The following is a 13721-nucleotide window of genomic DNA, read 5'->3' on the forward strand; positions in this document are numbered from 1 at the left end:
GCGCGTTGCGTTTCCGTCCCTCCCGGTTATAGGGTCCGCACCAGCGCAGGACCAGAGGCAGGGCGCATCAGAGACGCCGCCTGCCACAGAAGGAGAAAAGACATGGCTCATTTCGTGGTGGTCGGGGCCGGTCAGGCCGGGGCCTCGCTGGTAGCAAAACTGCGCGCCGACGGTTTTGCGGGCCAGATCACCCTGATCGGGGCCGAAGCCGCCACGCCCTATCAGCGCCCGCCGCTGTCCAAGGCCTATCTGCTGGGCGAGATTACGGCAGACCGCCTCGCCCTGCGCGCAGACAGTTTCTATGCCGAACAGGACATCACGCTGAAACTGGGCCAGCCGGTGACGGTGGTTGATGCGGCCGCCCGCACGGTGACGGTGGGCGGCGAAACCATCGCTTATGACGAGCTGGCGCTGACCACCGGATCGGTTCCGCGCCGCCTGCCTGCCGCCATCGGCGGTGATCTGGCCGGTGTGCATACCGTGCGCACACTGGCGGATGTGGATGCGATGCGCGACGAATTCGTGGCGGGGCGGCATCTTGTCATCATCGGCGGCGGCTATATCGGGCTGGAGGCGGCGGCCGTCGCCGCCAAGCTGGGCCTGATCGTCAGCGTGGTAGAAATGGCCCCGCGTATCCTGCAACGGGTCGCCTCGGCAGAAACCTCGGCCTATTTCCGCAAGCTGCATGGCGATCATGGGGTGGCGGTTCTGGAAGGCGTCGGGCTGGAGCAATTGCTGGGCGATGGCCGTGTGACCACGGCACAGCTGACCGACGGGCGCGCGCTGCGGGCCGATTTCGTGATCGTCGGCGTGGGCATCCTGCCCGTCACCGATCTGGCCGAACTGGCGGGCTGTCAGTTGGACAACGGGATCCGCACCGATGCCCATGGCCGAACCTCGGTGCCGCATATCTGGGCAGCGGGGGATTGCGCCTCGTTCCCGTGGCAGGGCGGGAGGCTGCGGCTGGAATCGGTCGGCAATGCGATTGATCAGGCCGAGCTTGTGGCCGAAAACATGCTGGGCGCGGGCAAGGAATATGTGGCGCAGCCGTGGTTCTGGTCCGATCAATATGACTGCAAATTGCAGATTGCCGGTCTGAACACCGGCTATGACCAGATCGTGACCCGTGGCCCCGAGGGCGAGGCGGTGAGCTTCTGGTATTATCGCGGCGCGCAGCTTCTGGCGGTGGACGCGATGAATGATCCGCGCGCCTATATGGTGGGCAAACGCCTGATCGAGATGGGCCGCAGCCCGGATCCGGCCCTGATCGCGGATCCCGCCACCAATCTGAAGGCGCTGTTGAAGGCATGAGGATAATCGGCGGCAGCGCGCGGGGCCTGCATCTGGCCCCGGTCGGGGCGGGTGACGCGGCGGCGCATCTGCGCCCCACCTCTGACCGCGTGCGCGAAGCAATCTTCAATCTGCTGATCAATGGCCGCGTGGCGCAATCCGGCAATCCGGTCAGTGATGCGCGGGTGCTGGATCTGTTTGCGGGCACCGGCGCGCTGGGGCTGGAGGCGCTGTCGCGTGGCGCCGCACGGGCGGTGTTTGTGGAGGATGGCACCACCGCCCGCAGCTTGCTGCGCCGCAATATCACGCTGATGCGCGCAACTGACGACACCGAGTTGCTGGCGCGCGATGCCACGTCCCTCGGTCGCAATCCCGGCGCGGCATTCTCTCTGATCTTTCTGGATCCGCCCTATGGCAAAGGTCTGGGCGAACGCGCACTGGCCGCCTGCGTCGCGGGGGGCTGGCTCGCCCCCGGCGCGCTGATCGTGTGGGAGGAGAGCCGCCCGCCCACCGTCCCGCCCGGATTTGACGAGATCGACCAACGCAAATATGGCGACACCCTGATCACCTTGCTGAAAGCCCCGACATGAAGCTGCAAGCCGTTTTGTTCGATTGTGATGGGGTGGTGGTCGACAGCGAACCCGCCACCTTTGATCTGCTGGCCGAAAACCTCGGGCAGCACCGCCTGATCCTCAGCCATGCCGAGATGGAGCATCATTTTCTGGGTGGCACGATTGCCGGTGTCTATGACAAGGCCCGCGCGATGGGCGCGCCGCTGCCTGCAAGCTGGGTCAGCGATTTCTATGAGGCGCTGTATGAGCGGCTGGCGGCTGGCACGCCGCTGGTTCCCGGCATTGCCACGGTGCTGTCGGCGCTGGATGCGGCGGGGATTGCCTATGCGATGGGGTCGAACGGCACCCTGCGCAAGATGCAGATCACGCTGGGCCAGCACCCGCAGATCCTTGCCCATTTCGCAGGTCGGCTGTTTTCGGGGCAGGATCTGGGCATGTTGAAACCCGCGCCCGACCTCTATCTGCATGCGGCACAGGTGCTGGGCGCCGATCCCCGCGCCTGCGTCGTGATCGAAGACAGTGGCACCGGCGCGCGCGCGGCCCGCAGCGCCGGAATGCGCTGTTTTGGCTATGCGCCGGGCGGGGCGGACCCCAGCCTGACCGATGCCGGGGCCACGCTCTTCAGCGATATGGCGGATCTGCCCGCCCTTCTGGGCCTGTGACCGCCAGCGGCTGCCGTATCCGTGACGCAGCGTAGCCGATGACAGCGGCCCGCCCCGCTGCCACTCTGCCCGCAGCCACAGCAGCAGAGCAGCCCATGACCTTCCCCCACCTTCTGTCCCCGCTTTCCCTTGGTCCGATCACCCTGAAGAACCGGGTGATGATGGGGTCGATGCACACCGGGCTGGAAGAAACCGGCGACTGGAACCGCGTTGCCGAATTCTATGCCACCCGCGCGCGCGGCGGCGTGGCGCTGATGGTCACCGGCGGCATGGCCCCAAACCGCGAAGGCGGCGTGTTTCCGGGGGCTGCCGGGCTTTATACCGCACAAGACATTGCCAATCACCGCAGCGTCACTGACCGCGTTCACGCGGCAGGCGGGCGGATTGCGATGCAGATCCTGCATGCCGGGCGCTATGCCTATGGCAAGGATTGTGTTTCGGCCTCGGCGCTCAAATCCCCGATCTCGCCCTTTGTGCCGACCGCGCTGGACGAGGATGGCATCGAAAAGCAGGTCTCCGACATCGCAACCGCCGCCGCCCGCGCCATGGAGGCCGGGTATGACGGGGTGGAGGTAATGGGGTCCGAGGGCTATTTCCTCAACCAGTTCCTGGTGCGCCACACCAACCGCCGCGACGATCGCTGGGGCGGCAGCTATGAAAACCGGATGCGCCTGCCGCTGGAGGTGGTGCGCCGGGTGCGGGCCGCGATTGGTGACGGCATCCTGATCTACCGGCTGTCGCTGATCGACCTGATCCCCGACGGCTCGACCTGGGACGAGGTGATCACCCTGGCCAAAGCGATCGAGACGGCGGGCGCCAGCCTGATCAACACCGGAATCGGCTGGCACGAGGCCCGCGTGCCCACCATCGCCACCTCGGTGCCCCGCGCCGCCTTTGCGCATCTGACGGCCCGGTTGCGGCCCGAAGTGGGGATTCCGGTCATCACCTCCAACCGTATCAACACCCCGGAAGTGGCAGAGGCGCTGCTGGCCGAAGGCTGTGCTGATATGGTGTCGATGGCGCGGCCGTTTCTGGCCGACCCCGATTTTGTCGCCAAGGCCGCATCCGGGCGCGCGGGCGAAATCGCGCCCTGCATCGCCTGCAATCAGGCCTGTCTGGACCATACCTTTTCGGGCAAGCTGACCAGCTGTCTGGTCAATCCCCGCGCCTGTCACGAAACCGAACTGGTCATTACCCCGACCGATGCGCCCAAACGGATTGCGGTGGTGGGGGCCGGACCGGCGGGCCTGTCTGCCGCGCTCACGGCGGCGGCGCGCGGCCATGCGGTGACGCTGTTCGACCGCAGCCCGCAGGCGGGTGGGCAGCTGCATCTGGCGGCCAGCATCCCCGGCAAGGAAGAGTTCAAGGGCCTGATCACATGGTTCCAGACCCTGCTGGCGGGCAGCACCGTCACTTGCCGTCTGGGGCATCTGGCAAGGGTGCAGGATCTGACCGGGTTTGATGCGGTGATTCTGGCCACGGGCATCACGCCCCGCCCCGCCGGGATCCCGGGCGAGGACGGCCCGCAGGTGCTGGGCTACCGCGAGGTGTTGCAAGGGGCATCGGTCGGCCCGCGCGTGGCGGTGATCGGTGCCGGCGGCATCGGTTTCGACGTGGCCGAATACCTGACCCATCAGGGCGACAGCCCGACCCTGCACCCTGCGGCGTGGCGGCGCGAATGGGGGGTGGGCGACCCAGCGCAGACCGCAGGCGGGCTGGCCCCGGAAGGGCCGCAGCCCGAAGCCTCGCCGCGCGAGGTCTGGCTGTTGCAGCGCAAACCCGAAAAGCCGGGCCGAAAGCTGGGGAAGACAACCGGCTGGATCCACCGCGCCGCCTTGCAGATGAAAGGCGTGAAGATGCTGGGCGGGGTCAGCTATGACGCAATCACGCCAGACGGGTTGCAGGTGACGATCCAGGGCCAGCCGCAGCTTCTGCCGGTGGATACGGTGGTGATCTGCGCAGGCCAGACGCCGGAACGCAGCCTGCATGACGCCTTGCAGGCCGAGGGCATTGCCGCCCATCTGATCGGCGGCGCGGATCTTGCGACCGAACTGGACGCCAAACGCGCGATTGATCAGGGCACGCGGCTGGCCGCCAGCCTGTGAGAACCGGGACCTAGGGTCATTCCGGCTGTGGCCCGCCCCGCCGTTCGGACAGCACTGTGCGCGCCAGCAGAACGCAGGCCGCAAGGCCGTTGCGCACCGCCGTCGAATCGCGCCGCCGCACCCAATCGAGCCACAGCCCGTCCAGCGTCGCCATGATGGCATCGGTGACAAAGCCGACCTCTGCCTGCCCTGCCCCGCTGCCCTCGGCCAGTTTGTCCAGCATCTCTGCCAGACTGCGGCGATAGCGGTCGTAAAGCGCGCGTTCCGTCTGCGCCAGTTCCTCATGCGCCAGTGCCGCCGACCACAGGTCGATCCGCACGCGCAGATAATCGGGTTTCAGGAATTCCGGGGCGAAGCCTGCCCCGAGGAACGCGGCCAGCCGTTCCAGCGGATCGGGCGATGAGCGGTCCACATCCTCCAGCGTCGCCGCCAGCAACAGGCTGGAGGCATGGCGATAGGTTTCGATCAGCACCTCTTTCATGTCGCGAAAATGATAGGTGATGTGACCCAGCGAAATCTGCGACCGTTCGGCGATCAGCCGGGCGGTCAGCCGGGCATAGCCCACCTCCTGCAAGCATTCGAGCGCCGCTGCGACAATCTCGGCCCGCCGCTCTTCTGTGGTGCGCACCACCCGTGTCTTGCGCTCTTTCGCTGCCATCACCTGCCTGCACCGCATCGTATTGCCCGCCATTGTGCCGGGTTCCGGCCCAAGGTGCCAGCGCGCAAATCTGTGTTTGACAGATGTACAATACACGCCTATGCCTTTCAAATGCACATCCGTACAATACGGATGCCGCAACGCCGATGCAGCCCATAGGAGGGGTTACAGATGACGACCGGACAGAATGGTTTCGGATCCAGCCTGACGCGCCGCACGGCGCTGCTGGGGCTTGCCGCCGCAGGTGCCGCCACGCTGGGCGGCTTTGCCCGCCCCGGCATCGCCCGCGCCGCAACGCCGGTTCGCGGGGGCACCCTGCGCTTCGGTCTGGCAGGGGCCAATACGACCGACAGCCTTGATCCCGGTCTGGCCTGGGACGATTTCATGATGCTGCTGACCAATGGGGGCTTGCGCAACAATCTGGTGGAACTGGCCCCCGATGGCAGCCCGGTGCCGGAACTGGCCGAAAGCTGGGAAGCAAGCCCCGATGCGCGGGTCTGGCTGTTCCGCCTGCGCCGGGGCGTCGAATTCCACAACGGCCAGAGCTTTACCGCCAATGATGCGCTGGCCTCGATCCGCCACCACATCCGCGACGATGCCACCTCGCTGTCGAAAAGCGTTCTGAGCCAGATTTCCGAGGTGGTGGCAGAGGATAGCCACACGCTGCGCATCACATTGGCGCAGGGCAATGCCGATCTGGCGATATTGCTGAGCGATTATCACCTCGGCATGATGCCCGCCCTGCCCGATGGCAGCGTGGATTGGCAATCCGGCATCGGCACAGGCGGCTACAAGCTCGAGATGTTCGAGCCGGGCGTCAAAGCCATGGGCACGCGCTTTGCGAATTACTGGAAAACTGGCCGCGCCCATGCCGACAGTGTGGAGTTGATCGCCATCAACGACGCCAGCGCCCGGCAGGCCGCACTGATGAGCGGCGCGGTAGATGTGATCAACCGAGTCGACCTCAAGACGCTGGAGTTTTTTAGCCGCGCGCCGAATGTCCGCATCGACGAGGTGCAGGGCTATCAACATGCTACGCTGCCGATGCGCGTCACCTCTGCGCCGTTTTCGGATGTCAACGTCCGGCTGGCGCTGAAACACGCGGTGAACCGTGAGCAATGGGTGAAGGCGATCTTGCAGGGCCATGGCTCTGTCGGCAACGATCACCCGATCGGCCGCACCCAGAAATACTTCAACGCCGATCTGGAACAGCGCAGCCATGATCCCGACAAGGCGCGGTATCACCTGAAACAGGCCGGGCTTGACCGGCTGGCGGTGGATCTCAGCACCTCGGATGCGGCTTTTGCCGGGGCGGTGGATGCGGCGGTTCTGATGCAGAACTCGGCGGCAGAGGCGGGCATCGACATCACCGCCATCCGCGAGCCTTCGGATGGCTACTGGAGCAGCGTCTGGGCGAAAAAGCCGTTCTGCGCCTGCTATTGGGCCGGTCGTCCCACCGCTGACGGCATCTTCTCGCTGATCTATGCCAAGGGCGCGTCCTTCGGTGATACCGATTGGGACAATGCCCGCTTCAACAGCATTCTGACCGAGGCGCGCGGCACGCTGGACGAGGCGTTGCGCGCCGAGATGTATGGCGAATTGCAGGCCATCGTGCGCGACGATGCCGGAACCATCGTGCCGATGTTCATGAACTTCGTGAATGGCACCAGTGACCGCGTGGGCATGCCCGAGGCGCGCAATGCCGAACTGGCTCTGGATGGCATGAAGGCGCTGGAACGCTGGTGGATTTCCTGACCCGCCGCCCCTCTCTCACCTGCTCGGAGCGCCATGATGATGCCCAACCTTCCCGCCTCTCCGCCCTGGACCAATGCCGCGCAGGCAGATCGACGTGATCTGCGCGGCATGTTCGGCACGTTCCTGACCGGTGTGACCGTGGTTGCCACCCGCGATGATCAGGGCACGACCCGCGCCTTCACCGCAAATTCCTTCACTTCGGTGTCGCTGGATCCGGCGCTTGTGCTGATCTGTCTGGCCAAGGGCGCAGGCAGTCTGGAGGCGTTCTGCACGGCGGCGCAGTTCAGCATCAACATCCTGACCGACGATCAGCGCGATCTGTCGTCGGCCTGCGCAACGGCGGGTCCGGCAAAGGCGGCGGCGCTGGCACAACTGGTGCCGGACCCGGTGCCGCATGTCGCCGATGCGCTGGCCACGATGATCTGCACCACCGAACAGCTGGTGGACGCGGGCGACCATGTGATCCTGCTGGGCGCGGTGCAAAAGTATCGCTGCGGGTCTGGCCGGCCGCTGGGCTATTTCCGGGGGCGCTATGTCGGCTTCGGGCTGGCCCTTGAGCATCTGGAGGATATGGGCGCGCCGCTTGTGGTGGGCGGACTGGTGGACTGGCAAGGCAAGGTGCTGCTGTGCCGCCGCCCCGGCAGCCCGCATTGGGCGCTGCCACAGACCGCGCTGCCGCCACGCAGCGGCCATGCCGAGGCGTTGCGCCTGCTGTTTGCCCGGCTGGGCATCGCGGCAGCCCCGGCCTTTCTCTATTCGGTCTATCAAGAGCCGGGGGCCGCCACCACAACGATGATCTTCACGGCACCGCTGGCCCACCCCCTGCCCACCGGCGCAACTGCCGAGGGGGTGGAGCTTGGCTTCTTTGATGCCGATAGCCTGCCCTGGCCGCAGATCGCGGGCGACATGGCGCGCGGCCTGTTGCGGCGCTTTTTTCAGGAACGGCAGGTCGGTCGCCTTGGCCTTTACTGCGACAGCGCCGAGGGCGGCAGCGTGATCGCCGTCACCTGGCCGCCGCAGCCGTGGGAACGCTGGTCCGACAGCCTTCCGGCCCCCCAACCCCAATCCGTATAACCCCCGGAGCCTCCAATGGATTTCAACCATTTTCTGTCCAGCTATCTGCCCAATCCCGTGACGGGGGGCATCCGGCTTTATGCCGATATGATCGAACAGGCCCAACATGCCGAGGCACTGGGGTATCGCGGCATCACCATTCCCGAACATCACCTGATCAATATCCTGCTGGTGCCCTCGCCCTTGCAGCTTGCCGCGCATCTGGCGGCAAAAACCAAGACAATCGAGCTGGTGACGTCCATCGCCGTGCTGCCGATCCGCGACATGCGGGTGTTTGCGGGTGAGGTGGTTCAGGCCAGCATCCTGACCGAAGGGCGGTTGGTGCTGGGCGTCGGGCGCGGGGCCTTTGGCTATGAGGTAGAACGCCTTGGCGTGCCGCGCGGCGAGCTGAAACCACGGTTCGAGGAATCGCTGGCCGTGCTGGAGGCGCTGCTGTCGCGCGAAGACGTGGCCTGGGATGGCACCTATTACAAGTTCGACCCGCTGACCGTGATGCCCCGGCCGGAATATCCGATCCCGCTGTCTCTGGCGGTCATGGCACCCGAGGGCATCGAGGCGGTGGCGCGGCAGGGCTATCATGTGCAGACCACGCCGCTGGGGGCCGATCACGCCACGCTGCTGGCGCAGGTGAACGCCTTCACGCGCGGCAAGGCCGCAGGCAAGGCGGGGGCCAGCAACCGGCTGGCCCTGCAACGCGGCATCTTTCTGGCGCGCAATGCCGCCGATGCCCATGACAAGCTGACCCTCGCGCAGGATTACTACAGCCGTTTCGACAATGTCTGGTCCGGCCCCGGTCTGGTGGACAAGGGCAGCATCCGCCCGCTGCCGCGCAGCCAGAGCAAGGAAGAGCTGGGCTGCAACCTTCTGATCTGCACCCGCGACGAAATGATCGACCGGCTGTCCGCCTATGCCGAAGCGGGCATTGACGAGGTGATCTCCACCTCGAACTACGGCCAGTCGCAGGCAGAAACGCTCGACATGATGGCGCGCTTTGCCAGCGAGGTCATGCCTCACCTGAAGGGTCTGCGGCAGCGCGCCGTGGCCTGACCCCACCTCAAATCCATCTCAAGGAAAGGAAATCCCATGCCGATGATCCGTGTCGAAATGTTCGAAGGCCGCACGCCCGAACAGAAATCCGCCTTTGCCCGCGCCATGACCGAGGCCTTTGTCACCACCTGTGGCGGCACCGCGCAATCCGTGCATGTGGTCTTTGCCGATGTCGCCAAAGGCGACTGGGCGGTGGCGGGCCGCCTGTGCAGCGAACCTGCCGAGGCGAAGTGACATGGCGATCGACTGTGCCTACACGATCGAGGGGCAAGGCCCGGCGCTGTTTCTGATCCACGGCATCGGCGCGCGCAAGACCGGCTTTGCCAAGGTGGTCGCAGCCCTGAAAGATCGCTTTACCTGCATCAGCTATGACCTGCGCGGCCATGGCGACAGCCCGCTGCCCGAAGGCCGCTTCGGGCTGGAAGACCTGGTGGATGATCTGGAGGCTCTGCGTGACCGGCTGGGCATCGCCCAGGCGCATTTTGCCGGGCACTCGCTTGGCGGCATGATCGGCCCGGCCTATGCCCACCGCTATCCCGACCGGGTGCTGTCTCTGGGCCTTTTGTCCACGGCGGCCTTCCGCACCGAGGATGACAGCGCCAAGGTCAAGGCCGTGGTGGCGCAGATGCGCGACAAGGGCATCGGGCAGGTTCTGGATACGCTGACCGCGCGCTGGTTCACCGATGCCTTTGCCGCAGCCCACCCCGAGGTGATCGCCTGGCGCAAACAGCAGGTGCTGGACACCCCGGCCGAGGTGTTCCTGACTGTGTTCGACATCTATGCCGAAACGGAAATGGCCCCGTGGCTGCACGAGGTTGCGGCTCCGGCACTGGTTCTGACCGGCGAGCTGGATGGCGGCTGCAATCCGCGTCTGAACCAGCAGATTGCGGCGGCCCTGCCGAAGGCCGATCTGGTGATTCTGGAGGGCCTGAAACACGCGATCCTGATCGAGGCATCCGAGCGGGTGGTGCCGCCCCTGCGCCAGTTCCTGCTGCGCCAGAGCTGACCCTTCCGGCAAAGGCGGTTGTCCGATCCGGCCCCCGCCTTTGCCCACCCCACACCGGCGCGCGGTGTTTCCCTGCCTTCAACGATCCCACACAATACCCCGGACTTGTCGCGCCCTCGCCCCTATCTCGCCCGATTTCGGGGTCAATACATCCTCAGCAACCCGCATAAGTCGCATGGGGAATACAATGGATCGATTGACCGAAATGGAAGCCTTCGCCACCGTGGTGGATCAAGGCGGCTTTACGGACGCTGCCAAGAAGATGGGTATTTCCAAATCGGCAGTGTCAAAACACGTCTCGGCACTGGAGGCCCGGCTTGGGGCGCGTCTGCTGAACCGCACCACACGCCGGGTCAGCCCGACGGAAATCGGCCTTGCCTATTACGACCGCGCCCGCCGCGTGCTGAATGACGCAGGCGAAGCCGATGCCTTGGTCACCTCGATGCAATCCGCGCCTTCGGGTCTGCTGCGCATCAGCGTCGCCACCGATTTCGGCGTCAATCTTCTGTCGCCCATTCTGGGGGACTTCCTGCTGGAATATCCCGACATCACCGTCAACATGGTGCTGAACAACCGCTATGTGGAGCTGATTTCCGAAGGGTTCGACATGGCGATCCGTGTGGGCGATCTGGAGGACAGCAGTCTGCGCGCCCGCAAGCTGACCGAAACCACCAAACGCATGATCGGCGCGCCCGGCTATTTCCAGAAATTCGGTCGTCCGATGAAGATCGACGATCTGAACGACCACAAGCTGCTGCATTATTCGAATCAGGCCAATGGCAACGTCTGGAAAGTGACCGCTCCGTCTGGCGAAAAACGTCAGGTGCGCTCGGTCGGCTGGCTGACGGTGAATGACGGGCAATCGCTTCTGAATGCCGCCATTTCGGGGCTTGGCATCGCCTATCTGCCCTCGTTCCTCTATGCCGATGCGATGAAACAGGGCCAGGTGGAAGAGGCGATCTCGGGCCTGCCGGTGGAAACGCTGGGCATCTATGCGGTCTATCCGCCGGGGCGGTTTACCCAGCCCAAGGTGCGCGCCTTCATCGACTTTCTGGCCCGGCGTTATATGGACAAGGGGCCCGACAACTGGTGACCCAACAGGTTTAAGGTGCGGCGACTACTGGGTCGAGGTCAGCATGACCTCGACCCTTCTGTTTTGCGTCTGCCCTTCGGGGGTCAGGTTGCTGGCGCGCGGGGCGAGGTAGCCCACGCCCTTGGCCTCGATCCGGTCCCCGGCGACACCCAGCGCAATCAGAGCCTTGCGCACGGATGACGCCCGCGCCTCGGACAGGGCGATATTGCCCGGCAGACCGCCCGAAGCATCGGTATGGCCCACCAGCGCGATCCGCCGTGCCGGATGATCCGACAGATAGCCCGCCAGCGCCACGAGAGAGGCATAATCGCCCGCCGCCAGTTCCCCTGCCCCAGAGGCAAACACCAGATCCTCCAGCACCAGACTGCCCGCGCGTTCCAGCCGGACGGCAAAATCGCCCTGCGCAGGCGTCGGGTACAAGGCCGGGCCACCCGGCACGGGATCCGCAGGCTGTGGCGGCACCACCGCGCCCCCGGAGGGTTCCGGCGACACGCGCGTCATCTGCACAAAGCCCGACACCTGCGACCGGCTGACCATCAGGCTCAGCACTTCCGCACCCTTGCCTGCCGCCAGATAGCGGAAATCCCCCAGATCGACATGCATGTCGGGTTCGGTCATCAGCGGCAGGGAATAGCGGAAATCATAGCCGCCGCAGGCCGCCGTTTCGCAATCATAGATCACCTGCCAGCCTTCGGCCTGCAATTGCCGCCGTAGCGGTGCCATCAGATCCAGCGTGGACAGCGGCGCCGCGATGCGCCAAGCGGTCTGTTCCACCGTTCCTTCGACCAGCCGCGACGGCACGCCCTCCGGGCCCCAAGGGCCAATCGGCAACCGGTAGCTCGCCATCGGTTCCAGACTGCTGGCCGTGGCATTGGCGGGTGCCGGGAACATCAGCTCAGGCGTTTGCGCCCTGCCCGGCAGGGGGAGGCCCAGTGGCAGGCAGATCAGGCAGAGGCGAAGCAGAACAGATGGCAGGGCGGGCCTCATGGACAGCAGATCATTGCAGACGGTAGTGATACTGCCCCACTGCTACCATCCCCTGCGCCTCATACAAGGCGCGCGCGGCGGCGTTGGCCTCAGTGACCACCAGCGCAAAGGTCTCTGCCCCCTGATCCTGCGCCCAAGACGCCGCAGCCCGCAACATATTGTGGGCAGAACCCCGCCGACGCATCGCGGGTGTCACCTCCAGCGCATGCAACATCGCGCTTTTGCCATGGCAGGCCACAAAGGCCGCGCCTGCCGGGCGATCCTCGGTGCGGCCAAGAATGGCGCATTTCGGCCCGGTCACCCGATCCATCACCGCAAGCCGCGCAGTCCCGATGCCGCCCTCGGCCCAGAGATCACAGGCGATGGCCAAAGGCGGCCAGTGGCGAAAGGCGGCCATGCTGCTGACCGGCTGTGCCAGTTGCGCGACCGGGGCCGCATAGGCCACCACCGGATCGTTGATGCGATAGCCGCGCGCCGCAAGGGCAGCATCCAGATCGGCCTCGCCCGCGCGGATCAGAAACAGGCGCTTCTGGCCCAGCCTGTCCATCTCGGCCTCGGCCTGCGCCAGATCGGCCTCGCGCCAGGCCCCCTGCGCCGTGGTGGCCGACACGCGCTGCCCGCCGCCCTGCCCGTCGCGGACCCGCCATGGCCCCACCTCGATACAGCGCACGGCGGGCCATGTGGCCTCCATCAAGGCGGCAAGCGATTCGGGCGTCATGCGAACAGCCCGCAAAGCTTGGTCATCGCGGCATCCAGCCGCGCCGGATCGCTGCCGCGGATCACAAGATTGGTGCCGAATGCACCGTTCTGGGTGAACGGATAAGACCCCATCGACAGATCGGGAAATTCGGCGGCCAGCGCCCCGAAGGGGCCTGCAATCTCACCCTCGCCCCGGTTCACCCGCAGCGACTGGCTCAGCAAGGGCGCACCGCCGGTCAGCGTGGGCAGCACACTGGCCACCATCGCGGCAAAGATGTTCGGAACCCCCGCCATCACATGCACATTGCCGATGGTGAAGCCCGGCGCGATGCTGACCGGGTTGTCGATCAGCGCCGCGCCATCCGGGATGCGGGCCATGCGGCGGCGGGCCTCGTTGAACTCCAGCCCCGAGCGGTCGTAATGCGCCTGAAGCAGCGCCAGCGCATCGGCGCGCTGGCTGATCCCGACACCAAAGGCGGCCGCAATCGCCTCGGCCGTGATGTCATCATGGGTCGGGCCGATGCCGCCGCTGGTGAACACCGTATCCCACCGGACGCGCAGGGCATTGACCGCCTCGATGATCGCCTCGGCCTCGTCGGCCACCACCCGCACCTCCATCAGGCGGATGCCGATCTGGGTCAGTTGTCCGGCAAGGTAATGCGTATTGCCGTCGCGCGTGCGCCCGGACAGGATTTCGTCGCCAATGACCAGCATGGCGGCGGTGGGATTCGTCATCGCGGCTCTCCTTCCAGCTTGGGCTTAGGTATAGGGCC

At 65.7% G+C, this 13721-nt stretch carries 14 protein-coding genes; 10 read left to right on the forward strand and 4 right to left on the reverse strand.

Annotation, left to right across the window (positions count from 1 at the left end; all coding sequences use genetic code 11):
* Positions 1-102 precede the first annotated feature (102 nt).
* The 4 genes from KM031_RS06895 to KM031_RS06910 all read left to right on the forward strand — a co-directional run bounded on the left by KM031_RS06895 (position 103) and on the right by KM031_RS06910 (position 4629).
* On the forward strand, positions 103-1311 hold the full coding sequence (locus KM031_RS06895) for an NAD(P)/FAD-dependent oxidoreductase (RefSeq protein ID WP_215503785.1): 1209 nt from the start codon (positions 103-105) through the stop codon (positions 1309-1311).
* Positions 1308-1880 (forward strand): 16S rRNA (guanine(966)-N(2))-methyltransferase RsmD, encoded by a 573-nt coding sequence (rsmD, locus tag KM031_RS06900; protein WP_215503786.1) that lies wholly within the window; start codon positions 1308-1310, stop codon positions 1878-1880. The genes KM031_RS06895 and rsmD overlap by 4 nt, the downstream gene beginning before the upstream one ends.
* Positions 1877-2524 carry an HAD family hydrolase gene (locus KM031_RS06905; RefSeq protein ID WP_215503787.1) on the forward strand — a complete coding sequence of 216 codons (648 nt, stop codon included), beginning with the start codon at positions 1877-1879 and terminating at the stop codon, positions 2522-2524. The genes rsmD and KM031_RS06905 overlap by 4 nt, the downstream gene beginning before the upstream one ends.
* A gap of 95 nt (positions 2525-2619) precedes the next feature.
* Complete coding sequence (locus tag KM031_RS06910) at positions 2620-4629, forward strand: NADPH-dependent 2,4-dienoyl-CoA reductase (protein ID WP_215503788.1); 2010 nt, start codon at positions 2620-2622, stop codon at positions 4627-4629.
* Between the two features lie 16 nt (positions 4630-4645).
* Here the strand turns inward: KM031_RS06910 and KM031_RS06915 are convergent, their stop codons facing one another.
* Positions 4646-5287, reverse strand: a complete 642-nt coding sequence (locus tag KM031_RS06915; RefSeq protein WP_215503789.1) for a TetR/AcrR family transcriptional regulator — start codon at positions 5285-5287, stop codon at positions 4646-4648.
* A 171-nt stretch (positions 5288-5458) separates the two neighbouring features.
* On the opposite strand from KM031_RS06915, the gene KM031_RS06920 reads away from it, so the two are divergent.
* From KM031_RS06920 to KM031_RS06945, 6 genes are all read left to right on the forward strand, one after another.
* The gene (locus KM031_RS06920) at positions 5459-7042 is read left to right on the forward strand and encodes an ABC transporter substrate-binding protein (protein WP_215503790.1); all 1584 of its coding nucleotides are present in this window, start codon (positions 5459-5461) and stop codon (positions 7040-7042) included.
* Positions 7043-7078: 36 nt separating this feature from the next.
* On the forward strand, positions 7079-8116 hold the full coding sequence (locus KM031_RS06925) for a flavin reductase (RefSeq protein ID WP_215503791.1): 1038 nt from the start codon (positions 7079-7081) through the stop codon (positions 8114-8116).
* Positions 8117-8131: 15 nt separating this feature from the next.
* Positions 8132-9163, forward strand: coding sequence for an LLM class flavin-dependent oxidoreductase (locus KM031_RS06930; RefSeq protein WP_215503792.1), 1032 nt, complete (start codon positions 8132-8134; stop codon positions 9161-9163).
* Between the two features lie 36 nt (positions 9164-9199).
* Entirely contained in the window at positions 9200-9397 is a 198-nt protein-coding gene (thmT, locus tag KM031_RS06935) for a 2-hydroxymuconate tautomerase (protein ID WP_215503793.1), read from the forward strand.
* A 1-nt stretch (position 9398) separates the two neighbouring features.
* Positions 9399-10169 (forward strand): alpha/beta fold hydrolase, encoded by a 771-nt coding sequence (locus tag KM031_RS06940; protein WP_215503794.1) that lies wholly within the window; start codon positions 9399-9401, stop codon positions 10167-10169.
* A gap of 187 nt (positions 10170-10356) precedes the next feature.
* Positions 10357-11262 carry a LysR family transcriptional regulator gene (locus KM031_RS06945; protein ID WP_215503795.1) on the forward strand — a complete coding sequence of 302 codons (906 nt, stop codon included), beginning with the start codon at positions 10357-10359 and terminating at the stop codon, positions 11260-11262.
* A 24-nt stretch (positions 11263-11286) separates the two neighbouring features.
* On the opposite strand, the gene KM031_RS06950 is transcribed toward KM031_RS06945, so the two are convergent.
* The 3 genes from KM031_RS06950 to KM031_RS06960 all read right to left on the reverse strand — a co-directional run bounded on the left by KM031_RS06950 (position 11287) and on the right by KM031_RS06960 (position 13683).
* Positions 11287-12153 (reverse strand): OmpA family protein, encoded by an 867-nt coding sequence (locus tag KM031_RS06950; RefSeq protein WP_215503796.1) that lies wholly within the window; start codon positions 12151-12153, stop codon positions 11287-11289.
* 106 nt (positions 12154-12259) lie between these two features.
* Entirely contained in the window at positions 12260-12967 is a 708-nt protein-coding gene (locus KM031_RS06955) for a GNAT family N-acetyltransferase (protein ID WP_215503797.1), read from the reverse strand.
* A complete protein-coding gene (locus KM031_RS06960) occupies positions 12964-13683 on the reverse strand; it encodes a competence/damage-inducible protein A (RefSeq protein ID WP_215503798.1) in 720 nt (239 codons plus the stop codon). Before KM031_RS06960 ends, KM031_RS06955 begins: the two co-directional genes overlap by 4 nt.
* Between the last annotated feature and the right edge of the window lie 38 nt (positions 13684-13721).

Origin of the sequence: Gemmobacter fulvus, assembly GCF_018798885.1 — a bacterium.
GTDB lineage: Bacteria > Pseudomonadota > Alphaproteobacteria > Rhodobacterales > Rhodobacteraceae > Gemmobacter > Gemmobacter fulvus.

Excerpts from the sequence above, each read along its gene's own strand:
- KM031_RS06960 (WP_215503798.1), bottom strand. The coding sequence starts at position 13,683 with ATGACGAATCCCACCGCCGCCATGCTGGTCATTGGCGACGAAATCCTG.
- thmT (WP_215503793.1), top strand. The coding sequence starts at position 9,200 with ATGCCGATGATCCGTGTCGAAATGTTCGAAGGCCGCACGCCCGAACAG.
- KM031_RS06930 (WP_215503792.1), top strand. The coding sequence starts at position 8,132 with ATGGATTTCAACCATTTTCTGTCCAGCTATCTGCCCAATCCCGTGACG.
- KM031_RS06905 (WP_215503787.1), top strand. The coding sequence starts at position 1,877 with ATGAAGCTGCAAGCCGTTTTGTTCGATTGTGATGGGGTGGTGGTCGAC.
- KM031_RS06925 (WP_215503791.1), top strand. The coding sequence starts at position 7,079 with ATGATGCCCAACCTTCCCGCCTCTCCGCCCTGGACCAATGCCGCGCAG.
- KM031_RS06950 (WP_215503796.1), bottom strand. The coding sequence starts at position 12,153 with ATGTTCCCGGCACCCGCCAATGCCACGGCCAGCAGTCTGGAACCGATG.
- KM031_RS06945 (WP_215503795.1), top strand. The coding sequence starts at position 10,357 with ATGGATCGATTGACCGAAATGGAAGCCTTCGCCACCGTGGTGGATCAA.
- KM031_RS06915 (WP_215503789.1), bottom strand. The coding sequence starts at position 5,287 with ATGGCAGCGAAAGAGCGCAAGACACGGGTGGTGCGCACCACAGAAGAG.
- KM031_RS06940 (WP_215503794.1), top strand. The coding sequence starts at position 9,399 with ATGGCGATCGACTGTGCCTACACGATCGAGGGGCAAGGCCCGGCGCTG.
- rsmD (WP_215503786.1), top strand. The coding sequence starts at position 1,308 with ATGAGGATAATCGGCGGCAGCGCGCGGGGCCTGCATCTGGCCCCGGTC.
- KM031_RS06895 (WP_215503785.1), top strand. The coding sequence starts at position 103 with ATGGCTCATTTCGTGGTGGTCGGGGCCGGTCAGGCCGGGGCCTCGCTG.
- KM031_RS06955 (WP_215503797.1), bottom strand. The coding sequence starts at position 12,967 with ATGACGCCCGAATCGCTTGCCGCCTTGATGGAGGCCACATGGCCCGCC.
- KM031_RS06920 (WP_215503790.1), top strand. The coding sequence starts at position 5,459 with ATGACGACCGGACAGAATGGTTTCGGATCCAGCCTGACGCGCCGCACG.
- KM031_RS06910 (WP_215503788.1), top strand. The coding sequence starts at position 2,620 with ATGACCTTCCCCCACCTTCTGTCCCCGCTTTCCCTTGGTCCGATCACC.